This window comes from Pseudomonas alkylphenolica (genome assembly GCF_016009175.1).
Classification (GTDB): Bacteria; Pseudomonadota; Gammaproteobacteria; order Pseudomonadales; family Pseudomonadaceae; genus Aquipseudomonas; species Aquipseudomonas alkylphenolica_B.
Map to the genome: position 1 here is coordinate 14,104 of NZ_JADUCM010000006.1, position 24,776 is coordinate 38,879.

The following is a 24,776-nucleotide window of genomic DNA, read 5'->3' on the forward strand; positions in this document are numbered from 1 at the left end:
CCTGTTTCGCCCACATACCAAAACACCTACAAAAAAGGCAAACACTATGCTCGCAACACGCACAGCGCCGATGCGCTACTTACTGCTATTAACATCGCTATGGCTTATAACTTTTTTACTGACACGAGGCGTCCTGTACTTCACCCACCTGAGTGAAGCCGGCGAGCATTTTTTCTCGATCTTTTTTACCGGCCTGATCTACGACCTGAGCTTTTTGCTCTACGCCGCACTGCCTTTGGGCCTTTACCTGTTGATATGCCCTGCCCGGCTGTGGCGCTTACGCCTGCACCGTGGGTTGCTGCGCTTCGTACTCTTTGCCAGCCTGTTCATCATGCTGTTTGTCGCAGTGGCCGAATGGCTGTTCTGGGATGAATTCGGGGTGCGCTTCAACTTCATCGCCGTGGACTACCTGGTGTACTCGGACGAAGTGCTGAACAACATTCTCGAGTCTTACCCGATCGGCCTGATCCTGAGCGTGATAGCACTGGCGGCGCTGGTGCTGACCCTGGCCCTGAGTAAACCCCTGCGCCAGGCGCTGGATGCCCCGTTGCCCTCTGCACGCCAACGCCTGGGCAGCCTGGGTGCACTGGCGCTACTGGCAGTGGGCAGCGTGCTGGTGATCAACCAGGATATGCCCCGTGGAGAAGGCGGCAACGCCTATGCCCGCGAGCTGGCAAGCAATGGCCCCTATCAGTTCTTTGCCGCGTTTCGCAACAACGAACTGGATTACCCGCAGTTTTACGGCAGCCTCGACGAAAACGATTCCACCCGGTTGATCCGCGCCGAACTGCAAGAGCCCAATGCCCGCTTCACCGGCGAGGAGCCGATGAACATCCGCCGAACCATCACCAACCCGGGGACACCGCGCACGCCCAATATCGTCCTGGTAACCATCGAAAGCTTCAGCGCCAAGTACATGGGCAGCAACGGCGACACGCGCAACCTCACGCCCAACCTCGATGTGTTGCGCAAACAAAGCCTGTACTTCAACAACTTCTATGCCACCGGCACCCGCACTGACCGTGGCCTGGAGGCGATCACCCTGTCAATGCCGCCAACACCGGGCCGTTCGATCGTCAAACGCATCGGCCGTGAAAGTGGTTTCGCCAGCCTTGGCCAGCAGCTCTCGGACGTCGGTTACGACAGCGTGTACGTCTACGGTGGCCGCGGCTACTTCGACAACATGAACGCTTTTTTCAGCGGCAACGGTTACCGGATCGTCGACCAGAGCAGCGTGGCCGAAGCGGACATCAGCTTCAAAAATGCCTGGGGCATGTCTGATGAAGACCTGTACAAACAGGCAATCAAGCTCGCCGACGCCGACCACGCCAACCAGGTTCCGTTTTTCCTGCAGTTGATGACCACGTCCAACCATCGACCCTATACCTACCCCGACGGCCGTATCGACATCCCCTCGGGCAACGGTCGTGATGGTGCTGTGAAGTACACCGACCATGCCATCGGACAGTTTCTCGATCAGGCACGCAGCAAACCCTGGTTCGACAACACCCTGTTCATCTTTGTTGCCGATCACACCGCAGGCAGTGCCGGCAAGGAAGACCTGCCGGTCAGCAACTACCAGATACCCTTGTTCATCTATGCCCCCAAGCTGATCGAAGCACGAGAGGAGTCAAAACTGGCGAGCCAGATCGACCTCGCGCCGACTCTGCTCGGCCTGCTGAACATGAGCTATACCTCGACCTTCTTCGGCCGCGACCTGATGCAGCAAGACAACCTGCCGCCGCGGGTGCTGATCGGCAACTATCAGCACCTGGGCCTGTTTGATGGCCAGGACCTGGCGATCCTCAGCCCGCAAAACGGTCTGCGCCGACACGACCAGGCCCTGGGCGAAAGCCGGGAGAGGACCGTTGATAGGCGTGACCCATTGATCCAGCGGGCGATCGCCTACTATCAGGTGGCGAGTTACGGGTTTACCCACCACCTGCTCGACTGGCAACCAGAGCCGGCAGCACAGACTGCGCTGAAGAACTGACAGCGCAGCCCTTCGAACTCAAGCTCTGGCAGCGCGCCAGAGCTTGCCGACGAGGGTAACCACCGCCAGCACCGCCGCACCCGCCACAATACCGACCCCGCCGTTGAGCAAAGCCCCGGTCAACGCCCCGCCCCGCCCTTCGCTGAACGCTTCAATGGCGTGATGCAGCGGCGCCACGCCGTGCACCAGGATGCCGCCGCCGACCAGGAACATGGCCGCGGTGCCAATCACCGACAGGCTTTTCATCATGTACGGCGCCGCACGCAGGATGCCGTTGCCCAGCGCCTGTGCTGCCCGTGAGGTCTTCTGGGTCAACCACAACCCCAGGTCATCGAGTTTGACGATACCGGCAACCAGGCCGTACACACCGATGGTCATGACAATGGCAATGCCCGACAGCACGATGATTTGCTGGGTCAGCGGCGCATCGGCGACCGTGCCCAGGGTAATCGCAATGATTTCTGCCGAAAGAATGAAGTCGGTACGGATAGCGCCCTTGATCTTGGTTTGCTCATACGCCACCAGATCAACCGCAGGATCGGCCACCGCCTCGACGTGCGCCGTGTGCTCGGCCTGCTCTTCTTCCTTGTTGTGAAGAAACTTGTGCGCCAGCTTCTCGAAGCCCTCGAAACACAGAAACGCACCGCCCACCATCAACAGCGGGGTAACCGCCCAGGGGATGAAGGCACTGATCAACAACGCTGCCGGCACCAGGATCAGCTTGTTCAGGAACGAACCCTTGGCCACCGCCCAGACCACCGGGATCTCCCGCTCGGCACGTACGCCGGTGACCTGCTGCGCATTGAGCGCCAGGTCGTCGCCCAGCACACCGGCGGTCTTTTTTGCCGCGACTTTGGTCATCACCGACACATCGTCGAGTACGGTGGCGATATCGTCGATCAATACCAGAAGACTGCTTCCTGCCATGTTGACCTGATTCCAGCGGGTTGAGAGGTGCTCAGTCTAGCCCAAAGTCGCCACCTTGAGCCCCTTGCGAACGCGGTGCTACCATGCGCAACCGCCTGTCCAGGCCGGTGCCGCCTGCGGCCAGTCACGAGGAACAGCGTCAACCATGAGCAGCATTCGCGAGCGCAACAAAGAACTGATCCTGCGCGCGGCCAGTGAAGAATTCGCCGACAAGGGCTTCGCTGCCACCAAGACCAGCGACATCGCGGCCAAGGCCGGGCTGCCCAAGCCGAACGTCTACTACTATTTCAAGTCCAAGGAAAACCTCTACCGCGAGGTCCTGGAAAGCATCATCGAGCCGATCATGCAGGCATCCACCCCGTTCAATGCCGAGGGTGACCCCAAAGAAGTGCTCAGCGCCTATATCCGCTCGAAAGTGCGCATCTCCCGTGACCTGCCCTTTGCCTCCAAGGTGTTTGCCAGCGAGATCATGCACGGCGCCCCGCACCTGAGCCCGAACCAGGTCGAGCAACTCAACGACCAGGCCCGCCACAACATTGAATGCATCCAGGCCTGGATCGACCGCGGCCAGATCGCCAAGGTCGACCCGCACCACCTGATGTTCAGCATCTGGGCGGCGACGCAGACCTACGCCGACTTCGATTGGCAGATCTCGGTGGTTACCGGCAAAGCCAAGCTCGAAGACAGCGACTACGAAGCGGCGACGCAGACCATCATTCGCCTGGTGCTCAAAGGGTGTGAGCCAGACGCCTGACAGGTAGCGCCTGGATCCGTAGGAGCCAGGCTTGCCGGCGAAGGGCTGCGCAGCAGCCCCAAATGCGTCAGGCCGCTACACCAGCATCTGCAGTCAACCCTGCCTCTTCGATCGCACTGATCGCGCACTGCTCATCGATATCCGACGTATCACCACTGATACCGATCGCCCCCAGTACCACGCCCTGCTGATTGCGGATCAGCACGCCGCCAGGCGCCGGCACCACCGGGCTTTGCCCCAGACCATTGAGCGCGGCAAAAAATGCCGGGCGTTGCTGCGCATCCAGCGCCAGCAAGCGCGAACCCTTGCCCAGCGCAATTGCACCCCACGCCTTGCCCATCGCCACTTGCGGACGCAGCAGGCTGGCACCGTCCTCACGCTGTAGCGCCAGCAGGTGACCGCCGTTATCGAGCACCGCCACCGTCAAGGGTGCGGAGGAAATCTTGCGGCCTGCGGCCAGCGCGGCGTTCACCAGGCTGACAGCGACTTTCAGAGTCAAAGCGTTCATGGAAAGGTCCTCTTGTTGTTAGAAGCCCTGAGGGCAGGTGTGAAATCAATAGAACAAATAGAACACAATGGCGAATATTTTTGTATACAATATTTTCAGCGCGACAAACCAATTCTGACGAAACGCCTTTCTTAAGGCCTTCCCGACGAATGCCCCCATCGCCGATGAAAATGGATTGACCAGAGTCGCCTGGCGTGAATACACTCTGACGAAAAGCCATTTGTATACAATTACAAAATCAAAGAGGCACAAAACCATGAGCAAAATGAGAGCAATCGATGCAGCCGTTCTGGTGATGCGCCGCGAAGGTGTTGAAACCGCGTTTGGTATTCCGGGTGCTGCAATCAACCCGCTGTACTCGGCCCTGAAGAAAGTCGGCGGTATCGATCACGTCCTCGCTCGCCACGTTGAAGGCGCCTCGCACATGGCCGAGGGCTACACCCGCACCAAAGCCGGCAACATCGGCGTGTGCATCGGCACCTCCGGCCCTGCCGGTACCGACATGGTCACCGGTCTGTACAGTGCTTCCGCCGACTCCATCCCGATCCTGTGCATCACCGGCCAGGCGCCGCGCGCCCGTATGCACAAGGAAGATTTCCAGGCCGTCGACATCACCAGCATCGTCAAGCCGGTGACCAAGTGGGCGACCACCGTTCTGGAACCAGGCCAGGTGCCTTACGCGTTCCAGAAAGCCTTCTATGAAATGCGCTCCGGCCGTCCAGGCCCTGTGCTGATCGACCTGCCGTTCGACGTGCAGATGGCCGAGATCGAATTCGACATCGACGCCTACCAGCCGCTGCCGGTGCAAAAGCCAGCCGCCAACCGCATCCAGGTCGAAAAAGCCCTGGCCATGCTCGACAGCTCCGAGCGCCCGCTGCTGGTCGCCGGTGGTGGCATCATCAACGCCGATGCCTGCGACAAACTGGTCGAGTTCGCCGAACTGACCGGCATCCCGGTCATCCCGACCCTGATGGGCTGGGGCATCATCCCGGACGATCACCCGCTGATGGTCGGCATGGTCGGCCTGCAGACCTCGCACCGCTACGGCAACGCCACCATGCTCAAGTCGGACGTGGTGCTGGGTATCGGTAACCGTTGGGCCAACCGTCACACCGGTTCGGTCGACGTCTACACCGAAGGTCGTCGCTTCATTCACGTCGACATCGAACCGACCCAGATCGGTCGCGTATTCACCCCGGACCTGGGTATCGTTTCCGATGCTGGCGCTGCCCTGGACGTATTCCTCGAAGTGGCCCGCGAGTGGAAAGCCGCCGGCAAACTCAAGGACCGCAGCGCCTGGCTGGAAGACTGCCAGCAGCGCAAATCGAGCCTGCAGCGCAAAACCCACTTCGACAACGTGCCGGTCAAGCCACAGCGCGTGTACCAGGAAATGAACCAGGTGTTCGGCAAAGACACCTGCTACGTCAGCACCATCGGTCTGTCGCAGATCGCCGGCGCGCAGTTCCTGCACGTGTACAAGCCACGTCACTGGATCAACTGCGGCCAGGCCGGCCCTCTGGGCTGGACCATCCCTGCTGCCCTGGGTGTGGTCAAGGCAGACCCGACCCGCAAGGTCGTCGCGCTGTCGGGCGACTATGACTTCCAGTTCATGATCGAAGAACTGGCCGTGGGTGCGCAGTTCAACCTGCCGTACGTACACGTACTGGTGAACAACTCCTACCTGGGGCTGATTCGTCAGGCCCAACGCGGCTTCGAGATGGATTACTGTGTGCAGCTGGCGTTCGAAAACGTCAACGCACCGGAACTCAACGGCTACGGCGTCGATCACGTCGCCGTGGTCGAAGGCCTGGGCTGCAAGGCCTTGCGCGTGACCGAGCCTGGCGAAATCGCCCCGGCCCTGATCAAGGCGCAAAAGCTGGCTGAAGAGTTCAAGGTTCCGGTGGTGGTCGAGGTTATCCTCGAGCGCGTCACCAACATTTCCATGGGCACCGAAATCAACGCGGTCAACGAATTCGAAGACCTGGCACTGGTCGGCAACGACGCGCCAACCGCGATTTCCCTGCTCGACTGATCGCAGACCGGCCCCGGTGCGTGATGCCCGGGGCCCACCTTTGCAAGGAGACATCCATGCCACGTTTTGCCGCCAACCTGTCCATGCTGTTCACCGAGCAGGACTTTCTCGCCCGTTTCAAAGCTGCAGCCGACGCCGGCTTCAGCGGCGTCGAATACCTGTTCCCCTATGACTTCAGCTCGGCTGAAATCAAGCAGCAGCTCGATGCCCACGGCCTGACCCAGGTGCTGTTCAACCTGCCCGCCGGTGACTGGGCCAACGGTGATCGCGGCATCGCCTGCGACCCGGCCCGCGTCGAGCAGTTCCGCGCCGGTGTCGACCTGGCCATTGCCTACGCCAAGGTGCTGGGCAACACCCAGGTCAACTGCCTGGCCGGTATCCGTCCACAAGGTCCGGACTGCGCCACCGTGCGCAAGACCTTCGTCGACAACCTCAAGTACGCCGCCGACAAACTCGAGGCTGCCGGGATCAAGCTGGTCATGGAAATGATCAACACCCGCGACATTCCGGGCTTCTACCTGAACACCACCAAACAGGCGCTGGAAATCCAGGCCGAAGTCGGCAGCAGCAACCTGTTCCTGCAGTACGACATCTACCACATGCAGATCATGGAGGGCGACCTGGCCCGCACCATGGAAAGCAACCTGGCCAAGATCAACCACATCCAGCTGGCCGACAACCCGGGCCGCAACGAGCCGGGTACGGGCGAAATCAACTACCGCTTCCTCTTCGAACACCTGGACCGTATTGGCTACCAGGGCTGGGTGGGCTGTGAATACAAGCCGCTGACCACCACCGAAGCTGGCCTGGGCTGGTTGAAAACCCATAACGCGATCTGACCTGCAAACAATTACAAGAGGCATCTCTCATGGCTAAAATCGGATTTATCGGCACCGGCATCATGGGCCGCCCAATGGCGCAGAACCTGCAAAAAGCCGGTCACAGCCTGTTCCTCTCCACCCATCACGATGCCGCCCCGGCCGACCTGGTCGCCGCTGGCGCCGTCGCCCTGGCCAACCCGAAGGAAGTGGCCCAGGAAGCCGAGTTCATCATCGTCATGGTGCCGGATACCCCACAGGTCGAAGCGGTCCTGTTCGGTGACAACGGTGTCGCCCAGGGTGTAGGCCCGAACAAGGTAGTGATCGACATGAGCTCGATCTCCCCTACCGCCACCAAAGCCTTCGCCGAGAAAATCAAGGCCACTGGCGCTGCGTACCTCGACGCACCGGTTTCCGGCGGTGAAGTCGGCGCCAAAGCAGCGACCCTGAGCATCATGGTCGGTGGTTGCCCGAACGCGTTCGAACGCACCCTGCCGCTGTTCCAGGCCATGGGCAAGAACATCACCCGCGTCGGTGGCAACGGTGATGGCCAGACGGCCAAAGTTGCCAACCAGATCATCGTCGCCCTGAACATTCAGGCCGTCGCCGAAGCGCTGCTGTTTGCTGCCAAGAACGGTGCCGACCCGGCCAAGGTCCGTGAAGCACTGATGGGCGGCTTCGCTTCTTCGAAAATCCTCGAAGTACACGGCGAGCGCATGATCAAAGGCACCTTCGACCCAGGTTTCCGTATCAGCCTGCACCAGAAAGACCTGAACCTGGCCCTGCAAGGCGCCAAAGAGCTGAACATCAACCTGCCAAACACCTCCAACGCCCAGCAAGTGTTCAGCACTTGCGCGGCCATCGGTGGTGCCAACTGGGACCATTCAGCGCTGATCAAAGGCCTTGAGCACATGGCCAACTTCTCGATCCGCGGCGACGAGTAAGCAGCAAGCTTCACGCCGTAAGAAACGCCGGATCGCGCATCGATCCGCATGTTCTTGAGGCTTGCCGCTCAAAGAGCACCACCGCCCCTGGGTCGGCCTGCACGGAGGCAGATCCAGGGGCGTTTTCGATTCTGAAGAATAATAAGATTGGAGCCTGCCATGTCGCTCGATCCGCAACACTTTCTGCGCGACCTGTTCGCTACGGCCATCGATGCCGCGCACCCGCGTCAGGTTCTTGAAGCACACCTGCCCAGCGACCGCAGCGGTCGCGTTATTGTCATCGGCGCCGGCAAGGCTGCCGCCGCCATGGCCGAAGTCGTCGAACGCAACTGGCAAGGCCCGGTTTCCGGCCTGGTGGTGACCCGCTACGGTCACGGCGCCAGCTGCTCGAAAATCGAAGTGGTCGAAGCCGCCCACCCGGTTCCCGATGCCGCCGGTCTGGCCGTGGCCAAACGCGTGCTGGAGATGGTCAGCAACCTCAGCGAGAACGACCGGGTGATCTTCCTGCTTTCCGGCGGTGGCTCGGCGCTGCTGGCCTTGCCTGCCGAAGGCCTGACCCTGGCCGACAAGCAACAGATCAACAAGGCGCTGCTCAAGTCCGGCGCCTCCATCGGCGAGATGAACTGCGTACGCAAGCACCTCTCGGCGATCAAGGGCGGCCGCCTGGCCAAGGCCTGCTGGCCAGCCACCGTTTACACCTATGCAATTTCCGATGTACCGGGCGACCTGGCCACGGTCATCGCCTCCGGCCCGACCGTGGCAGACCCGAGTACCTCGGCTGAAGCCCTGGCGATCCTCAAGCGCTACAACATCGACGCTCCGGCGGCGGTGACGGCCTGGCTGAACAACCCGGCCTCCGAAACCGTCAAGGCTGGCGACCCGGCCCTGGCACGCAGTCACTTCCAGCTGATTGCCAAGCCCCAGCAGTCGCTGGAAGCGGCGGCAGTAAAAGCCCGTCAGGCCGGTTTCAGCCCGCTGATCCTGGGCGACCTGGAAGGTGAATCGCGGGAAGTGGCCAAGGTGCATGCCGGTATCGCCCGGCAGATCGTCCTGCACGGTCAGCCACTCTCGCCGCCCTGCGTGATCCTCTCCGGTGGCGAGACCACCGTGACCGTGCGCGGCAACGGCCGTGGCGGACGCAACGCCGAATTCCTCCTGAGCCTGACCGAAAGCCTCAAGGGCTTGCCCGGGGTCTACGCCCTGGCCGGTGACACCGACGGCATCGACGGCTCCGAAGACAACGCCGGCGCCCTGATGACCCCGGACAGCTACACCCGCGCAGCCGCCCTGGGCCTGTCGGCCAGCGACGAACTGGACAACAACAATGGCTATGGCTACTTCGCCGCTCTGGATGCCTTGATCGTCACCGAGCCGACGCGGACCAACGTCAACGATTTTCGCGCGATTCTGATTCTCGAGAGTGCCAAACCATGACGCCTGATAAAAAAGTCAAAATCCTCGCCACCCTGGGGCCTGCCATCAAGGGTATCGACGACATCCGCCAGCTGGTCGAAGCCGGGGTGAACATCTTTCGCCTCAACTTCAGCCACGGCGAACACGAAGACCACGCCCTGCGCTACCAGTGGATCCGTGAAGTAGAAAGCCAGCTCAATTATCCGCTGGGTATCCTCATGGACCTGCAGGGCCCCAAGCTGCGCGTCGGCCGCTTTGCCGAAGGCAAGGTCCAGCTGCAACGCGGCCAGGCTTTGCGCCTGGACCTGGACAGCACCCCGGGCACCGTCGAGCGGGTCAACCTGCCGCACCCGGAAATCATCGCTGCACTGGAGCCGGGCATGGACCTGCTGCTCGATGACGGCAAACTGCGCCTGCGGGTGACCGCCAAGCACAGCGACGCCATCGAGACCGAAGTGCTCAACGGTGGTGAGCTGTCCGACCGCAAAGGCGTCAACGTCCCGCAAGCGGTGCTGGACCTCAGCCCGCTGACCGCCAAGGACCGCCGCGACCTGACTTTCGGCCTGGAGCTGGGCGTGGACTGGGTGGCGCTGTCGTTCGTGCAGCGCCCTGAGGACATCGTCGAAGCCCGCCAGCTGATCGGTGACCGTGCCTACCTGATGGCCAAGATCGAGAAGCCCTCGGCCGTTACCCAACTGCGCGCCATCGCCGAACTCAGCGACGCGATCATGGTCGCCCGTGGTGACCTGGGTGTTGAGGTTCCCGCCGAGAGCGTGCCGCAAATCCAGAAGAGCATCATCAACACCTGCCGCGAACTGGGCAAACCGGTGGTGGTTGCCACCCAGATGCTGGAATCGATGCGTTTCTCCCCGGCACCGACCCGCGCAGAAGTCACCGACGTTGCCAATGCCGTGGCAGAAGGCGCCGATGCGGTGATGCTGTCGGCCGAAACCGCCTCCGGCGACTACCCGCTGGAAGCCGTGCAGATGATGAGCAAGATCATCCGCCAGGTGGAGAACGGCCCGGATTACCAGGTGCAACTGGACGTCGGCCGTCCGAAAGCCGAAGCGACGGTTTCCGACGCCATCAGCTGCGCGATCCGCCGCATCAGCGGCATTCTGCCGGTGGCGGTGCTGGTCAACTACAGCGAGTCGGGTGCCTCGACGCTGCGCGCTGCTCGCGAGCGGCCACGGGCACCGATCCTTAACCTGACCCCCAACCTGTCCACGGCTCGCCGTCTGAGCGTGGCCTGGGGTGTGCACTCGGTGGTCAATGATCGCCTGCGCCAGGTCGACGAGATCTGCTCCACCGCACTGGAAATCGCCCAGGCCCAAGGCATGGCCAGCCGTGGTGATACCCTGTTGATCACCGCCGGTGTGCCTTTTGGCAAGCCTGGGTCGACTAACACGCTGCGGATCGAGACATTGATCTGAGTTGATCCCCATCGCCGGCAAGCCGGCTCCTACCTTGTGGGAGCCGGCTTGCCGGCGATGGGGCCAGACCGGCAAACAGACATTCACGTGGGAAAACCCGGCCCAAAGAGGCTCCCCCACTCCACATCAACCCAGACTGCCCCCATGTACACCAAAAATTTCGTCAACCCGTGCCCCGACTGGGCCACGGCGCTACTCAATGGCTTCAGCCAGGTGCTGCTGCAGCGCAACCCGCTGTGCGGCCTGTTCTGCCTGCTGGCCATCACCCTGACCGCCCCCGACCTGGTAGGCGGCGCCCTGCTCGGCGCACTGGCCGGGCTGCTTACCGCGCAGCGCCGCGGCTACAACCGCACTGACCGCCAGGCCGGCCTGTACAGCTACAACGGCGTGCTGATCGGCCTGCTGCTCAGCTATGCCCTGCCGTGGTCGGCCATCCTGCCGCCGTTGATCATCGCCGCCGGCGGCCTGAGCAGCATGTTCGTGCACCAATGGCTGAAACGGGCCAGCTCCAACCTGCTGCTGCCGGCCTATACCGCGCCGTTTGTGCTGATCGGCTGGGCCGTGTTGCTGGCAAGCAGTCCAGGCGCCAGCGCCACCAGCCCGGTCGAGCACAATGCGCTTTTCGCCCTGGCCCGTGGCCTGGGTCAGATCTTCCTGCTGGACAATCCGCTTGCCGGCCTGCTGATCGCCATCGGCTTGCTCATTGCCAACCGCTACGCTGCCGCCTGGGCCCTGCTCGGCGCCGCGCTGGGCGGTAGTGTCGCGCTGCTCGGCGGCGACGCCAATGCGGCGTATGCCGGGCTTTACGGCTTCAATGCCGCGCTCGCTGCCCTGGCTTTCAGCCAGACCCGCAAGCAGCCCTGGCTGCCATTGCTGGCGATGCTCCTGGCGATCATTCTGCAACCGATAGTGGCGCACCTGCCGGTTCCCGGCCTGACTGCACCGTTCATCCTTGCCTGCTGGCTGGTGCTGATCGGCCAGCGCCTGATGCGTCAGCCCCTGGCTCGCCGTGCCGGTCGCTTGCATAGCTGAGAGGCTGCCCCTAGGCTCAGCTCCATTGTGCAATGGAGCTGAATATGGACACCCCTTCGAGCTGTCGCGAGCGGCTCTACGTCATCGTCTTCCAGACCGACACCGTCGCCGGCAGGCGCTTCGACAAAACCCTGCTGCTGATCATCCTCGCCAGCCTGGTGACAGTGATCCTCGACAGTATCGACGAGGTTCACCAGAACTACGCCAGGGTACTGGCGATTATCGAGTGGGTGTTCACCGCGATCTTTCTGGTCGAGTACCTGACGCGGCTGTATTGCTCACCCAAGCCGTTGCGCTATGCCTTCAGCTTTTACGGGCTGGTCGACTTGCTGGCGATCCTGCCGGGGATCATTGCCATCTACTACAGCGATGCCCAGTACCTGCTGATCATCCGGGTTATCCGGATGCTGCGGATCTTTCGCGTGCTCAAGCTCAGCCCCTACCTCAAGCAGGCGCATTACCTGCTCGAGGCGCTGCGCGGCAGCAAGCAGAAGATCATCGTGTTTCTGGTCAGTGTCTCGACCCTGGTCACGGTGTTCGGCACCCTGATGTATGTGGTCGAAGGGCCCGAACACGGCTTTACCAGCATTCCCAAAGGCATCTACTGGGCAATCGTCACCCTGACCACGGTCGGCTTCGGCGACATCGTGCCAAAGACACCGCTCGGCCAGGTGATCTCCTCAATGGTGATGATCACCGGCTACTCGATCATTGCCGTACCCACCGGGATCTTCACCGCCGAACTGGCCAATGCCATGCGCGGTGAACAGCTCAAGCACGACTGCCCGGTCTGCAACAAAAACCATCATGAACATGGCGCAGCCTTCTGTTCACGCTGTGGCAACGCACTATTCAAGAAAATGGAATAAGCAAAGTACTTTTTAATCTTTTAGCGCCTAAGCGCCACCCGCTATAGTCGCTGGCATAATGCCTTTAACGCTCATTCGAACAAGGAAAGCGCAGTGAAAAAACTCTTCAGTGCCTCGCTTCTGGCCGCAGGTCTGGCCTTCGGCTCCCTGGCCCAGGCCGCTCCGGCGCCGCTGCTGAACGTCTCGTATGACGTGATGCGCGACTTCTACAAAGACTACAACGCCGCGTTCCAGAAACACTGGGAAGCCGAGCACAAAGAGAAGATCACCGTGCAGATGTCCTTTGGTGGCTCGAGCAAGCAAGCGCGCTCGGTCATCGACGGCCTGCCTGCCGATGTCATCACCATGAACATGGCCACCGACATCAACGCCCTGGCCGACAACGGCAAGCTGGTCCCGGACAACTGGGTCACCCGCCTGCCGAACAACAGCGCGCCGTTCACCTCGGCCACTGTGTTCATCGTACGCAAGGGCAACCCCAAGGCCCTGAAAGACTGGCCGGACCTGCTCAAAGACGGCGTCCAGGTCATTGTCCCCAACCCAAAAACCTCGGGTAACGGCCGCTACACCTACCTCTCTGCCTGGGGCTATGTCCTGAAGAACGGCGGCGACGAAAACAAAGCCAAGGACTTCGTCGGCAAGCTGTTCAAGCAGGCGCCTGTGCTCGATACCGGCGGCCGTGCTGCCACCACTACGTTCATGACCAACCAGATTGGCGATGTACTGGTGACCTTCGAGAACGAAGCCGAAATGATCGCCCGCGAGTTTGGCCGTGATCAGTTCGAAGTCATTTACCCAAGCGTCTCTGCCGAAGCCGAGCCGCCAGTGAGCGTGGTCGACAAGGTCGTCGACAAGAAAGGCAGCCGTGCCACCGCCGAGGCCTACCTGAAGTACCTGTGGTCGCCTGAAGCGCAGGAAATCGCCGCCAACAACTACCTGCGTCCACGTGACCCGGCGGTACTGGCCAAGTACACCGACCGCTTCCCGAAAGTCGACTTCCTGTCGGTAGAGAAAACCTTCGGTGACTGGCGCACCGTGCAGAAAACCCACTTCAATGACGGTGGCGTGTTCGACCAGATCTACACCGGGCAGTAAATAGCCTGCGCCCACAGGACTGGTGCATTCCATGAGACCTGCACCACTCCTGTAGGAGCGAGGCTTGCCCGCGAACACGGGCCAGGCCCGTGCCATTCACCTCACTTCCTCCCCTGCCCCTCGCGTTCATTGACTACCCTTTCCGTCATCCACGGCTCAAGGAGTACCCAGTGATCCGATCCCTCATCGCCGCCCTGCTCGGTTGCCTGCTCAGCCTGCAGTTGGCGTACGCCGCAGCATTGCTGCCCACGGCAAAGCCGGCCGAACCTGCAGAGCCCGTGGTTCAAGGTGGCCTGCTCGGGGCGATTGCCGATGGCCTGGACGATGTCAGCCAGGAACTGGAGGTCGACAATCACCTGATCGACAACTGGCGCCTGCGCGCCGATCGCGCCGCCGATGAAGTCGACCAACTGGTCAGCCAGCCCGCGGGCTTCAGCTCTCTGGAGCTGTGGACCGACTTCGCCCTGTTGACGATCACCTGGCTACTCGCCTATGCCCTGCTCACCCACGGCGGCCGCCTGCTGGCGCGCAAGTCCAGCCAGTCCCGTGTGCTGCGCGAACGACCGCGCGCCAGCCATGTGCTCAAATACCTGCTGGTGTTCACCCTGCCGGCCGTGGCCAGCCTGATCATTACCCTCTACGTCAGTCATTTCCTCGTGTTTTCTGCCGGTCGTGCGCTGGGCATGAGCCTGGCCTATGCCACCAGTGCCGGTATTTTCTCGACCTCGATCATCCTCTGCCTGATCACCCTGTTCGACGCCGGGCACAAGCGCACCGCCGTGCGCATCATTCGCCGGGTAGCGCCGCGACCGCTGTTCCTGATCGGCTTTCTTGCCGCCTGGAGCGATGCCCTGACCAGCCCGCAGATCGCCCGCTACCTGGGCGGCAACATCACCAGCAGCGTCGCCGCCGTCACCGGTCTGCTGGCGACCCTGGCGTTTGCCGTACTGGTCCTCAAGCTGCGCCGCCCGGTTGCGCACCTGATCCGCAACCGGGCCTTGCCCGATCGCCTGCAGCACCGTGCCGTGCAGGAAACCTTGAGAATATTCTCGGCACTGTGGTTCCTGCCGATCCTGATGATGATTCTGGTGTCGGCCATCCACTTGATTGGCGCCGGCGAAGAGAGCCAGCGCGCCCTGCAAAAAGCCTTGCTGACCTCGATCCTGCTGATCGGCACGGTGTTTCTCAGCACCGTGTTCCAACACATGTTCAAACATCAGGAAGAAGTCGATGCCAGGCAGCGCCTGCGCCCCTACAAGGAACTGGTGCGCAACCTGGCCCGTGCCCTGCTGCGCATTTCCATCGCCGTGGCGTTTATCGTGTTGCTGGGGCGAATCTGGGGTTTCTCGGTGCTCGACTTCGCCATGCGCAACAGCCTGGGCCGCGCCATCAGCGACTCGCTGAGCAGCATCGGCCTGATCCTGCTGGTCACCTGGCTGCTCTGGGTAGTGATCGACACGGCGATCCAGGAAGCGATGAAGCCCACCGTCGGACGTCGCAACAGCCGCCAGCCCAGCACGCGGGTGCGGACCATCCTGCCGCTGCTGCGCAATGCGATCAAAATCATGCTGGTAGTAATCTGCACCATCACCACCATGGCCAACCTGGGCATCAACGTTGCACCGTTCCTGGCCGGTGCCGGGGTGATCGGCCTGGCCATCGGTTTTGGCTCGCAACAACTGGTTCAGGATGTGATCACCGGCCTGTTCATCATCATCGAAGACACCATCTCCATCGGCGACTGGGTGGTGCTCGACACCAACCACGCCGGTACGGTGGAAAGCCTGACCATTCGCACCCTGCGCCTGCGCGACAGCAAAGGCTTTGTGCACTCGGTACCGTTCGGCCAGATCAAGGCGGTCACCAACCAGTCCAGGCAGTTCGCCTATGCCTTCTTCTCGGTGCAGTTCAGCTACCAGACCAACGTCGACAGTGCCTTGGAACTGATCCGTGAAGTCGGCCATTCGATCAGCGAAGACCCCCTGCTGCGCCACAGCCTGCAGGGCCCGCTGCAGGTGTTCGGGGTCGACAGCATGAACCTCAACGGCATCACCCTCACCGCCCAGTTCCGCACCACCTCGGGCGGCCAGTACGCGGTCAATCGCGCCTTCAATGAACGCCTGAAAAAGCGCGTGGACGAGACCGACGATGTGAGCTTTGCCCAGTACAATCCACCCCCCGCGCGCCTGGGTGACGGCAAGGCCTGATTCGGCTTTCTCGCCCCTGGACAACGATGATAAAGTCGCGCCCATGACGCCATCCATAGCCAACCGCCCGCTGATTGCCTGGACCCTGTACTTTTGTGTCCTGTTCAATCTGCTCGCCTGCGGAATCGGCCATGGACAGATGATGGGCCTCAAGCTCAACGGCATCGGTGGCGCCTTCTGCTCGGCCATGGGCAGCGCCGGGCCGACGCTCAAAAGTGATTTTGGCGAACAGAACGTTGCCGGCTGGGACAGCCTGCAAACCTGTCCGGTCTGCGCCGCTGCCGTGGTCTGCCTGGCCCTGACCCTGGTTATCGGCTGGCTGCTGGCCGCCAGCCGCGTGCGTCGTTACCACCGCGAATTACGCAGCAAGGCGCCACCGCGCTACTGCTGGCCCTCCGCCAATCCCCGCGCGTCCCCATTTCTGGCTTGATCCCTCTGGCAGCTCACCGGGCTGCCTGTACCCGGCCCTACCGTGCTGCGCCTGCCTGACAGGTGCAGCGGGCCGCTGGCTCAATTTCCAGAGTGTGCTTCATGCCCTACACCTATCGCTTCTCCGGCTGCGCGGCCCTGCTCTGCGCGCTGTCGTTCAATGCCTCGGCCGAGGCGCCATTGACCCTGCCTGACCTGCGTATCGAAGGTCGCGCCGAATCCGAAGACGGCGTGCTCCTCGACACGCCGTCACAAACCGGTTCACGCCTGAGCCTGACCCCGCGGGAAACACCGGCGTCGGTGAACATCGTCAACCGCCAGCAAATCGAACAACGTGGTGCCAGAACCACCCAGGACGTGCTTGCCGGCGTTCCCGGCATGACTGCGGCCTCACCGCCCGGCTCGGCAGGTTCGGTGGCCTACCGGGGCTTTTCCGGGGCACAGATCACCCAGTTGTTCAACGGCATCAGCGTCCAGTACGACGCGGTTGCCGCACGGCCGGTGGACAGCTGGATCTACGACCGCGTCGAAGCCATTGGCGGGCCGTCGAGCTTTCTGTTCGGTGCCGGTGCAGTGGGCGGCTCGGTCAATTACATCACCAAGCTGGCCAGCCGTGACGAAGACTTCAACGAAGGACGCATCAGCTACGGCTCCTACGACAGCAGCGAAACCTCCTTCGGTTTCAATCACGCCCTGAACGACGGCGACGGCATCCGTAACTACGCACGCCTGGACTTCAGCCATACCCACAGCAACGGCTACGTCGACCGCGAAGAGCGCGATGCCTGGAGCGTGGCGTTCTCGCTGCTGACCGACATCAACGACCAGCTCTCGCATACCCTGGCCCTGGAATACCAGAACGAAACGCTCGACAGCCCCTACTGGGGCACACCGGTGCTCAACCCCCTGGGTGGCGAGATGAAGGTCGACGAGAGCCGGCGCTTCGAGAACTACAACGTCGAGGACGGTCGCTACGAACAGCGCGTGCGCTGGCTGCGCTCGATCACCGAGTACCGCTTCAACGATGCCACCTCCGTGCGCAACACCCTTTATCACTACAACACCGAGCGTAACTTCCGGAACCTCGAAACCTATGCCTACAACGCCGACAACAGCCAGGTAAGGCGCTCCAACGCGCTGCTGCAGCGCCATGACCAGGAGCTCAATGGCAACCGTTTCGAGCTACTGCATCAAGGTCAGTTGCTGGGCATGAACAGCCAGTGGTCGAGCGGCATCGACTATAGCCACAACGTGCAGATGAACTACCCACGTTCCATCACCGGGGTATTTGACAGCGTTGACCCGGAGCACTTCGACCCGGGCCATTTCTACGACCTCAAGGGCATGGTGCCGGGCTATCAGAAAAACCGCCAGAACACCGTCGACACCTGGGCGGCGTTCCTCGAAAACCGTCTGCAGCTGACCGATCGCCTGTCGCTGCTGACCGGCTTGCGCTATGACCACATCGACCTTCAGGTGCATAACTACCGTACGGTCGATGCTAACAATCCACGCGACTTCAAGCGCATCTACGAACCCACTACCGGGCGGATCGGCCTGGTCTACGAACTGACCCCGGCAGCCAACGTCTACGTCCAGTACAGCACCGCTGCCGATCCACCCGCCGGTATCCTCACCACCGCCAGTTTTGCCCAGGTGCGTGATTTCGACCTGAGCACCGGCAAGCAGGTGGAAGTCGGCAGCAAATTCAGCTTCCTTGATGGCCGTGGCGCGGCCACCCTCGCCGCTTACCACATCGAACGCAAAAACCTCGCTACCGCCGACCCGGCCAACCCCGGCACCACCCAGCCTGTGGGCAAGCAATCGTCACGCGGCATCGAACTGGCGGCATCGTTGCACGTCACGCCGAAACTGCTGGCCGAGGGTAACCTTGCCTACGTCGATGCCCAGTACGACGAGTTCAATGAAAACGTTTCCGGCACCAGCGTATCGCGCAAGGGCAACACCCCGACCAACATCCCCGAACGGGTGGCCAACCTGTGGCTGACCTACGACATCGACCCCACCTGGCAGGTCGGCGCCGACAGCCGCTACGTGTCGTCGGTGTATGCCGATGCGGCCAATACCCGCCATGCACCGGCCTACACGATCTTGGGTGCGTTTGCCGCCTACAAGGTCGATGCCGACACCCGCATCACCGCCCGGGTACGCAACCTGACCGACGAGGTGTATGCCCAGTGGACTTCATCCAGCATGCTTTATCTCGGTGCACCGCGCACCGTCGAGCTGGCCGTGCAGACGCGCTTCTAGGACGCCGCTGATGAAACGCTACCTGTACTTGTGGCACCGCTGGCTGGGTATCGGCCTGTGTCTGTTCATGGCCCTGTGGTTTTTCTCGGGCGTGGTCATGCTGTATGTCGGCTACCCCAAGCTGACACCCCGCGAGCACTTCGCGCACTTGCCGGTGCTGAACCTGCAGGACTGCTGCGTCGACCTCGCCGCTGCTGTGGACGCTGCCGATCCGCAACGGGCACCGGCCAGCATCCGCCTGAGTACGGTAGCGGGAGAGCCGCGCTACCTGTTCAGCTACCCGGGGCGCAGCAACGTAGCGGTTGATGCGCGCACCGGTCTGCGCGTGCCGTTGACCGGGCGCGAACAGGCCCTGGCCGCTGCGCACCAGTACGCCCCGTTGGCAACAGCCCGCTATCAGGGTGCGGTGCAGGAAGACCTGTGGAGCCATTCCCGCGCCCTCGATGCCGACAGACCCTTGCAACGGGTGCAGCTTGCCGACGCCGACGGCACGCTGTTGTATCTTTCGGGGCAAACGGGCGAGGTGGTCCGCGATGCCAGCGCCCTGGAGCGTGGCTGGAACCTGGTCGGCGCCTGGCTGCACTGGCTGTACCCGCTGCGCGGCATCGGCATGGATGGGCTGTGGAGCAACCTGGTGATCTACCTGTCGCTGACGGCCACGGTCATGGCCGTACTCGGGGCGGTGATCGGCGTGCTGCGCTGGCGCTTCAACCGCCCCTACCGCAGCGGCTCACGTTCGCCCTACCAGGGCTTCGCCCGTTGGCACCATGTCGGTGGCTTGCTGTTCGGCGTGCTGGCGATTACCTGGATCTTCAGTGGCTTGATGTCGATGAACCCCTGGCGGATTTTCAGCAGCTCAGCGCCATTGGATACCGCTGCGTATCAGGGTGGACCGCTGACGGCCAAAGCCTTTCCGGTATCTGCCGCGCACGCACTTTCACGCTTTGCCGATGACGGGCTGGTTGCGCGGCAGCTGGAATGGCGGCTGATCGGCGGCGAGGGGTATGTGATCGGCTACGACGGCGGCGGCCGTACGCGAGTGCTGTCGATGGCCGACGGGCAGGTGCTCAGACGCTTGCCGCGGGAAGCGCTGGAACGCGCTGCACAGGCGATTCAGCCGCAAGGGAAGATGCGCAGCGAGCAACTCGACGCCTACGACTTTTACTACTACGCACGGGCAGAGCAAAGCATGCTCGGGCACCTGGAAAAACGCCTGCCGGCATTGCGCGTGCGCTTTGACGATCCTCAGCAGACATGGCTGCATCTGGACCTGTACACGGGTGAAGTGTCGGGGGTGCTGGATCAGCCGAAACGGGTGTCGCGATGGTTGTTCGCGTTGTTGCATAGCTGGGACTGGTTGCCATTGCTACAGCGGCGACCGCTTTGGGATATCTGGATGATCGCATTCAGCATTGGCGGGCTGATACTCAGCGTCAGCGGTGTGGTGTTGGGATGGCGGCGACTGTCGCGCGGTAAAACTTCGCGGGTAAACCCGCGCCCACAGGGGAAGTGCACTGATTGAGGTCGGCACCGTACCTGCAGGAGCGGATTTATCCGCGATCCTAGCGGAACACCAGCGCTTTGAGACCACCCGCCGGATCGTTATCGGGAAACTCCGGCGGGTTGGCCAAACGCTCGACGAACGTCAGGTCCGGCGCCTCTTCGGCCATCCCCTCAATCAGGAACTCAGGCCCGATGGCCGGATCATTGACACACGCCAGCACCGTTCCGCCTTCGGTCAACAGCTCCGGCAAGCGGCGCAAAATCTTGCGGTAATCCTGCGTCAGCACAAAGCTGCCTTTCTGAAAGGTCGGCGGATCGATGATGATCAGGTCATAAGGTCCCGACTTGCGTACCTTGCCCCACGACTTGAACAGTTCATGGCCGAGAAAACTCACCCGCCCCAGGTCGTGGCCATTGAGCCGATGATTGTCCCGCCCGCGACTCAGCGCCGAACGGGCCATGTCCAGGTTGACCACCTGCTCGGCGCCGCCGGCAATCGCCGCCACGGAAAAGCCGCAGGTGTACGCGAACAGATTGAGCACGCGCTTGCCGGCTGCCTGCTCACGTACCCAGCGTCGACCGTAACGCATGTCGAGAAACAGCCCGGTGTTCTGCTTCAACCCCAGATCAAGCTGATAGCGCAGCCCGTCTTCATCGATCAGCCAGTGCTCGCTCGGCTCACCCAGCAGCCACTGCCCCGGGCTCTCGGGCAGGTAACGGTGCTGGATCAGCATCGCCTGCCCGCTCCAGCACGGCGCCTGCGCCAGGCCCAGCAACATCTGCTCAAGCGCGGCCCGCTGGCCGCCCGGTGGCTCGCGAAACAACGACACCAGCAGCACACCTTGCAACCAGTCCACGGTGATTTGCTCAAGCCCTGGCCAGCAGCGCCCACGCCCATGGAACAGCCGGCGGGTTTGCGTCGGGGCCGGGTCAAGGGCCGCAAGCAGGTGGTGCTGGAGGGTGTCGATCACAGAGGTCATGGGCAAATTCAACGGGCGTAAAGCGGCCTATTCTACCCTGACCACCGACAGACGACAGGCGTGCCCGCAGAAAACCTTGGCAGCCTCTACACTGACAATCCCCTCTCACTGGCTGGACAACCATCATGAGCGAAAAACCTGGCATCGTACTGGTCCACGGCTTCTGGGGCGGCGCCGCCCACTGGAGCAAGGTGATCCTCGAATTGTCGCGCCTGGGCTACCAGGACCTGCATGCCGTGGAGATGCCCCTGACATCGCTGGCCGATGACGCTGAACGCACGCGCAAAATGGTTGCTTCCCAGCCTGGCAAGGTGCTATTGGTCGGCCACTCTTATGGCGGCGCGGTGATTACGCAGATGGGCAACCAGGCCAATGTCGCCGGCCTGGTCTACATTGCCGCATTTGCCCCGGATGATGGCGAAAGCCCCGGTGGCATTACCGCACAAAATCCGCCCGAAGCTGCCGCCAACCTGCAACCCGATGCCGATGGCTATCTGTGGATCAAACCGGACAAACTCCACGAAAGTTTCTGCCAGGACTTGAGCAGGGACGAAGGCCTGATCATGAGCGTGACCCAGAAGGCCCCGCTGGCCAGCACCTTCGGCGACACCATCAGCGACCCGGCGTGGAAGCACAAGCCCACCTGGTATCAGCTGTCCACCCAAGACCGGATGATCGCCCCGGCCAATCAGGAGATGATGTCGCAACGCATGAACCCCAAGGAAGTGCTGCGCCTGGATGCCAGCCATGCCTCGCTGGCCTCGCGGGCTGCTGAAGTTGCAGCCCTGATCGATCGCGCTGCGCTCAGTCTGGCTTGACCGCTACAGACTTGGCCGCTGGCCTGAACCACCAGCCTTGCTGCATACCGGCCGCGGCCAGCAGGATCGCGGCCACGCCCAGCCATTGCAGCGGCGCCAGGCGGTGACCAAAGGCAAACCAGTCAACGAAGATCGCCGCAATCGGGTAAATGAACGACAAGGCCCCGGTCAACGCCGTCGGCAGCTTCTGGATCGCACCGTAGAGCAGCACATACATTACCCCGGTGTGAACAATCCCCAGCGTCACCAGCGAGGCCAGCGCACCGGCCTCGCCGGGCAGGCCCGAGGTATTGGCCCAGGGCGCCAGCAACAGAATCCCGGTGCACACCTGGATCAGCGCGATCAGGTGCGGTGGCGTGCCGCTCAGGCGCTTGATGATCAACGCCGCCAAGGCATAGAGAAACGCCGCACCCAGGGCCAGGCCAATACCCAACAGGTAGTCACTGCCACTGCCGCCCGTGCTGCCATGGGCACTGACAATCGCTAACATGCCGAGAAACGCCAGCGCCAGCCAGAACAGCTTCGGCACGGTGATTTTCTCACCGAGAAACACCGCGGCCAGGCCCACCAGCATGAACGGCTGGACGTTGTATACCGCCGTACCGATAGCAATCGAGGCGCGCGAATAGGAGGCAAACAACAGTACCCAGTTACCAACGATGGCCACGCCGCTGAGCACCGCGAGGGCGAAGGTGGCCAGGGTCAGGATGCCGGGCTTGAGAAAGCCCATGGCCAGGCAGATCAGCAGCAAGGTCGTGGCACCGAACACGCAGCGCCAGAACACCACATCCAGCACCGGTTGCCCGGACACCAGCACGAACCAGCCAATGGTTCCCGATATCAACATCGCGGCGACCATCTCCAACGAACCACGGCGTATTGAACTGTCCATCACTCACCTCCTGAACGATGGCTAAATTATGCGAGCGTGGCCCTGGCCACTCCAGTGGATAAAGCAGGCTAAACTGCCAATTCACCTTTACTATCAAGGCAGAATTTGCCAACTGCCTAACGAGGCCGCGATGACCGACGATATCGACCAGTTATTGATCAAGGCCCTGATGGACGACTCGCGACGCTCGCTCAAGGCGCTTGCCCAGCTCAGCGGGTTGTCGGCCCCGAGTGTCAGCGAGCGCCTGCGACGCCTCGAAGAGCGCGGTGTGCTCAAGGGCTACACCGTTGAAGTCGACCCGCGTTGCTTTGGCTACCAGTTGCAGGCCATTGTCCGCGTGCGCCCCCTGCCAGGCCAGTTGCAGGAAGTGGAACGGCAGATCATGGCGATCCCCGAGTTCACCGAATGTGACAAGGTGACCGGGGACGACTGCTTCATCGCCCGCCTGCATGTGCGTTCGATGGAACAGCTCGACACCGTGCTGGACAAGCTCAACAGCCATGCCGAAACCAACACCGCCATCGTCAAGAAAACCCCGGTCAAGCGACGCTTGCCGCCGATGGAATAAGCGCTGTTCAACCTGCGCTAGGGCTAAACCCGTGCAGGTCGATCGAAGGCGCACGCCCGGCAATCAGTTCGGCGAGGAGCTGGCCGCTGGCGCAGGCCAGGGTGAAGCCGAGCGCACCGTGACCCAGGTTGAGCCACAGGTTGCGATAACGGGTGGGGCCCAACAGCGGCACGCCATTGGGGGTCGCCGGACGCATCCCCGCCCACTCCCGGGCATGGGCGTAATCGGCTGCGTTGGGCAAGGTGCTTGCCGCCAGCCGACGCATGCTCGCCAGCCGTGCAGGGTCGAGCGACTCGTCAAAGCCGACGATGTCGACCATCGCCGCCACCCGCAATTGATCGTCCAGCCGGGCATAGACAATCTTGCGGTCGTAATCGGTGATGCTCACATAGGGCGCCTGGTGTCCGGCCCCGATTGGTGCGGTCAGGCTGTAGCCCTTGAGCGGATAGATCGGCAGGTGCAGGCCCGGCAAGCCCAGGCTGGCGCTGCGGTGCCCGGCGCACAGCACCAGGCGCTCCACCGGCAGGTGTTGATCGTTCAGTTCCACAGCCTGCACCACACCGTCGGCGTGCAGGATTCGCGTGACCGTCTGCCCCAGCAAGAACCGGCATTGCCCGGAGTTTTGCAAGCGCTGCGCCAGCGCCAGGCAAAAGCGCTGGCAGTCAGCAACCTCTTCATCCGCGGTGAACACGCCGCCAATGAAAGGCGCATCGGCCAAGGTCGGCTCCAGCGCCGCGATCTCGCGGGCGTCCAGCACCTGCTGACCGTTGGGGTCAAGCAGGTGTGCGCGGGCCTGGGCAAAGCTCGACGCGCTGCGAAAGGTCACCAGCTTGCCATTGCGCCGCCAGGCGAAATCTTCCAGGGCGTCGTCAGTGCGCCATTGCGCGAGGGTAGCCTGACTGTGCAACGCCAGACGCAGCAGGTGCGCCGCATTGGTCCGATTGACCGAGCTTCGGCACGCCGCCATGAATGCGCCAAGCCAGCGCCACTGCGCCAGGTCCAGGCGTAGTCGCAGCTTGAGCGGCGAATCGCTGCGCAGCAACCAGCCCAATGCCTGCAGCGGTACGCCGGCATCGGCCAACGGCGACACATAGCGATACGACAGTTGCCCGCCGTTGGCGAAGCTGGTACCGCCAGCAAAGCTGTCCCGCGCCTCGATCAAGTCGACCGCAAAGCCTTCACGCACCAGGGCATAGGCTGTCGCCAGGCCAATCACGCCACCACCGATCACCGCTACCCGCTGAGCCATGTGCAACCACCGATAAGTCCGAAGACCTTCAGACTAGGGCC

The 24,776-nt window shown here is 62.2% G+C and carries 21 protein-coding genes; 16 read left to right on the plus strand and 5 right to left on the minus strand.

All coding sequences use genetic code 11. The features are described 5' to 3' along the window. Positions 1-46: 46 nt before the first annotated feature. A complete protein-coding gene (locus I5S59_RS07990; RefSeq protein WP_197876145.1) occupies positions 47-1,993 on the plus strand; it encodes an LTA synthase family protein in 1,947 nt (648 codons plus the stop codon). An 18-nt stretch (positions 1,994-2,011) separates the two neighbouring features. Here I5S59_RS07990 and I5S59_RS07995 read toward each other — a convergent pair whose 3' ends face one another. After that, a complete protein-coding gene (locus tag I5S59_RS07995; protein ID WP_197876146.1) occupies positions 2,012-2,920 on the minus strand; it encodes a DUF808 domain-containing protein in 909 nt (302 codons plus the stop codon). Positions 2,921-3,065: 145 nt separating this feature from the next. Here I5S59_RS07995 and I5S59_RS08000 point away from each other — a divergent pair, with 145 nt between their 5' ends. Further along, a complete protein-coding gene (locus tag I5S59_RS08000) occupies positions 3,066-3,674 on the plus strand; it encodes a TetR/AcrR family transcriptional regulator (protein WP_197876147.1) in 609 nt (202 codons plus the stop codon). 67 nt (positions 3,675-3,741) lie between these two features. Here I5S59_RS08000 and I5S59_RS08005 read toward each other — a convergent pair whose 3' ends face one another. Beyond that, positions 3,742-4,182, minus strand: coding sequence for a GlcG/HbpS family heme-binding protein (locus tag I5S59_RS08005; protein ID WP_128324406.1), 441 nt, complete (start codon positions 4,180-4,182; stop codon positions 3,742-3,744). 256 nt (positions 4,183-4,438) lie between these two features. Here I5S59_RS08005 and gcl point away from each other — a divergent pair, with 256 nt between their 5' ends. From gcl to I5S59_RS08065, 12 genes are all read left to right on the plus strand, one after another. Further along, positions 4,439-6,214: a glyoxylate carboligase gene (gene gcl, locus I5S59_RS08010; protein WP_197876148.1), complete on the plus strand. Its 1,776-nt coding sequence runs from the start codon at positions 4,439-4,441 to the stop codon at positions 6,212-6,214. Positions 6,215-6,270: 56 nt separating this feature from the next. Then, the gene (hyi, locus tag I5S59_RS08015; RefSeq protein ID WP_197876149.1) at positions 6,271-7,053 is read left to right on the plus strand and encodes a hydroxypyruvate isomerase; all 783 of its coding nucleotides are present in this window, start codon (positions 6,271-6,273) and stop codon (positions 7,051-7,053) included. Positions 7,054-7,082: 29 nt separating this feature from the next. After that, positions 7,083-7,976 (plus strand): 2-hydroxy-3-oxopropionate reductase, encoded by an 894-nt coding sequence (locus I5S59_RS08020; RefSeq protein ID WP_197876150.1) that lies wholly within the window; start codon positions 7,083-7,085, stop codon positions 7,974-7,976. Positions 7,977-8,135: 159 nt separating this feature from the next. Next, positions 8,136-9,410, plus strand: coding sequence for a glycerate kinase type-2 family protein (locus I5S59_RS08025; protein WP_197876151.1), 1,275 nt, complete (start codon positions 8,136-8,138; stop codon positions 9,408-9,410). Further along, a complete protein-coding gene (gene pyk, locus I5S59_RS08030) occupies positions 9,407-10,822 on the plus strand; it encodes a pyruvate kinase (RefSeq protein WP_128324401.1) in 1,416 nt (471 codons plus the stop codon). The genes I5S59_RS08025 and pyk overlap by 4 nt, the downstream gene beginning before the upstream one ends. A 144-nt stretch (positions 10,823-10,966) precedes the next feature. Further along, positions 10,967-11,854 (plus strand): urea transporter, encoded by an 888-nt coding sequence (locus tag I5S59_RS08035; protein ID WP_197876152.1) that lies wholly within the window; start codon positions 10,967-10,969, stop codon positions 11,852-11,854. Positions 11,855-11,898: 44 nt separating this feature from the next. Next, complete coding sequence (locus I5S59_RS08040; RefSeq protein WP_197876153.1) at positions 11,899-12,723, plus strand: ion transporter; 825 nt, start codon at positions 11,899-11,901, stop codon at positions 12,721-12,723. Between the two features lie 93 nt (positions 12,724-12,816). Next, on the plus strand, positions 12,817-13,818 hold the full coding sequence (locus I5S59_RS08045; RefSeq protein WP_197876154.1) for a sulfate ABC transporter substrate-binding protein: 1,002 nt from the start codon (positions 12,817-12,819) through the stop codon (positions 13,816-13,818). Between the two features lie 170 nt (positions 13,819-13,988). Continuing rightward, positions 13,989-16,025, plus strand: coding sequence for a mechanosensitive ion channel family protein (locus I5S59_RS08050; RefSeq protein WP_197876155.1), 2,037 nt, complete (start codon positions 13,989-13,991; stop codon positions 16,023-16,025). A gap of 43 nt (positions 16,026-16,068) precedes the next feature. Beyond that, the gene (locus tag I5S59_RS08055; protein WP_197876156.1) at positions 16,069-16,455 is read left to right on the plus strand and encodes a DUF2946 domain-containing protein; all 387 of its coding nucleotides are present in this window, start codon (positions 16,069-16,071) and stop codon (positions 16,453-16,455) included. Positions 16,456-16,556: 101 nt separating this feature from the next. Further along, positions 16,557-18,725: a TonB-dependent receptor gene (locus tag I5S59_RS08060; protein ID WP_197876157.1), complete on the plus strand. Its 2,169-nt coding sequence runs from the start codon at positions 16,557-16,559 to the stop codon at positions 18,723-18,725. A 10-nt stretch (positions 18,726-18,735) separates the two neighbouring features. Next, complete coding sequence (locus I5S59_RS08065; protein ID WP_197876158.1) at positions 18,736-20,247, plus strand: PepSY domain-containing protein; 1,512 nt, start codon at positions 18,736-18,738, stop codon at positions 20,245-20,247. Positions 20,248-20,287: 40 nt separating this feature from the next. Here I5S59_RS08065 and I5S59_RS08070 read toward each other — a convergent pair whose 3' ends face one another. Next, complete coding sequence (locus I5S59_RS08070; protein ID WP_197876159.1) at positions 20,288-21,208, minus strand: class I SAM-dependent methyltransferase; 921 nt, start codon at positions 21,206-21,208, stop codon at positions 20,288-20,290. Between the two features lie 125 nt (positions 21,209-21,333). On the opposite strand from I5S59_RS08070, the gene I5S59_RS08075 reads away from it, so the two are divergent. Further along, a complete protein-coding gene (locus tag I5S59_RS08075) occupies positions 21,334-22,026 on the plus strand; it encodes an alpha/beta hydrolase (RefSeq protein ID WP_197876160.1) in 693 nt (230 codons plus the stop codon). Here the strand turns inward: I5S59_RS08075 and I5S59_RS08080 are convergent. Next, positions 22,013-22,918: a DMT family transporter gene (locus I5S59_RS08080; protein WP_197876161.1), complete on the minus strand. Its 906-nt coding sequence runs from the start codon at positions 22,916-22,918 to the stop codon at positions 22,013-22,015. The two genes, I5S59_RS08075 and I5S59_RS08080, sit on opposite strands and share 14 nt — an antisense overlap. A 130-nt stretch (positions 22,919-23,048) precedes the next feature. Here I5S59_RS08080 and I5S59_RS08085 point away from each other — a divergent pair, with 130 nt between their 5' ends. Further along, entirely contained in the window at positions 23,049-23,486 is a 438-nt protein-coding gene (locus tag I5S59_RS08085; RefSeq protein ID WP_197876162.1) for an Lrp/AsnC family transcriptional regulator, read from the plus strand. A 7-nt stretch (positions 23,487-23,493) separates the two neighbouring features. Here I5S59_RS08085 and I5S59_RS08090 read toward each other — a convergent pair whose 3' ends face one another. Beyond that, complete coding sequence (locus I5S59_RS08090) at positions 23,494-24,735, minus strand: D-amino acid dehydrogenase (protein ID WP_197876163.1); 1,242 nt, start codon at positions 24,733-24,735, stop codon at positions 23,494-23,496. Positions 24,736-24,776: the final 41 nt, after the last annotated feature.

Excerpts from the sequence above, each read along its gene's own strand:
- pyk (WP_128324401.1), top strand. The coding sequence starts at position 9,407 with ATGACGCCTGATAAAAAAGTCAAAATCCTCGCCACCCTGGGGCCTGCC.
- gcl (WP_197876148.1), top strand. The coding sequence starts at position 4,439 with ATGAGCAAAATGAGAGCAATCGATGCAGCCGTTCTGGTGATGCGCCGC.
- I5S59_RS08065 (WP_197876158.1), top strand. The coding sequence starts at position 18,736 with ATGAAACGCTACCTGTACTTGTGGCACCGCTGGCTGGGTATCGGCCTG.
- I5S59_RS08005 (WP_128324406.1), bottom strand. The coding sequence starts at position 4,182 with ATGAACGCTTTGACTCTGAAAGTCGCTGTCAGCCTGGTGAACGCCGCG.
- I5S59_RS08070 (WP_197876159.1), bottom strand. The coding sequence starts at position 21,208 with ATGACCTCTGTGATCGACACCCTCCAGCACCACCTGCTTGCGGCCCTT.
- I5S59_RS08080 (WP_197876161.1), bottom strand. The coding sequence starts at position 22,918 with ATGGACAGTTCAATACGCCGTGGTTCGTTGGAGATGGTCGCCGCGATG.
- I5S59_RS08035 (WP_197876152.1), top strand. The coding sequence starts at position 10,967 with ATGTACACCAAAAATTTCGTCAACCCGTGCCCCGACTGGGCCACGGCG.
- I5S59_RS08075 (WP_197876160.1), top strand. The coding sequence starts at position 21,334 with ATGAGCGAAAAACCTGGCATCGTACTGGTCCACGGCTTCTGGGGCGGC.
- I5S59_RS08060 (WP_197876157.1), top strand. The coding sequence starts at position 16,557 with ATGCCCTACACCTATCGCTTCTCCGGCTGCGCGGCCCTGCTCTGCGCG.
- I5S59_RS08000 (WP_197876147.1), top strand. The coding sequence starts at position 3,066 with ATGAGCAGCATTCGCGAGCGCAACAAAGAACTGATCCTGCGCGCGGCC.
- I5S59_RS07990 (WP_197876145.1), top strand. The coding sequence starts at position 47 with ATGCTCGCAACACGCACAGCGCCGATGCGCTACTTACTGCTATTAACA.
- hyi (WP_197876149.1), top strand. The coding sequence starts at position 6,271 with ATGCCACGTTTTGCCGCCAACCTGTCCATGCTGTTCACCGAGCAGGAC.
- I5S59_RS08090 (WP_197876163.1), bottom strand. The coding sequence starts at position 24,735 with ATGGCTCAGCGGGTAGCGGTGATCGGTGGTGGCGTGATTGGCCTGGCG.
- I5S59_RS08025 (WP_197876151.1), top strand. The coding sequence starts at position 8,136 with ATGTCGCTCGATCCGCAACACTTTCTGCGCGACCTGTTCGCTACGGCC.
- I5S59_RS08085 (WP_197876162.1), top strand. The coding sequence starts at position 23,049 with ATGACCGACGATATCGACCAGTTATTGATCAAGGCCCTGATGGACGAC.
- I5S59_RS07995 (WP_197876146.1), bottom strand. The coding sequence starts at position 2,920 with ATGGCAGGAAGCAGTCTTCTGGTATTGATCGACGATATCGCCACCGTA.
- I5S59_RS08020 (WP_197876150.1), top strand. The coding sequence starts at position 7,083 with ATGGCTAAAATCGGATTTATCGGCACCGGCATCATGGGCCGCCCAATG.
- I5S59_RS08055 (WP_197876156.1), top strand. The coding sequence starts at position 16,069 with ATGACGCCATCCATAGCCAACCGCCCGCTGATTGCCTGGACCCTGTAC.
- I5S59_RS08040 (WP_197876153.1), top strand. The coding sequence starts at position 11,899 with ATGGACACCCCTTCGAGCTGTCGCGAGCGGCTCTACGTCATCGTCTTC.